The organism is Motilimonas sp. 1_MG-2023 (assembly GCF_030547455.1).
GTDB lineage: Bacteria > Pseudomonadota > Gammaproteobacteria > Enterobacterales > CBDFNC01 > Motilimonas.
In genome coordinates, this window is sequence record NZ_JAUOPX010000231.1 from 1 (window position 1) to 245 (window position 245).

Here is a 245-nt window from a genome sequence, read left to right on the forward strand (position 1 = left end):
CTTATTGGCGATATTGATACCAACACGCTTGAGTTTGTGGAACTGCTTTTGCGCTTTAAGCCAGGTTGGATGACTGAGTTTGCTGATAATTTCTTTCTCGGTGTTGGGGCTGACTTGCTTTACGCCAGCGCTGACAAGTTAGAGTTTGTCGTAACAGGGACTAAGGTAGTTGCCGATGGGGTATTACCTAGCATTGTTAGTGCGGGCGCGGTGCTCAGCAGTATTTACGATTCAAGAGATTACCG

1 pseudogene is annotated in these 245 nt (G+C 46.9%); it reads left to right on the forward strand.

The features are described from left to right. Window positions 1-245: pseudogene (locus Q4519_RS21995) on the forward strand (hypothetical protein); the annotation flags it as partial.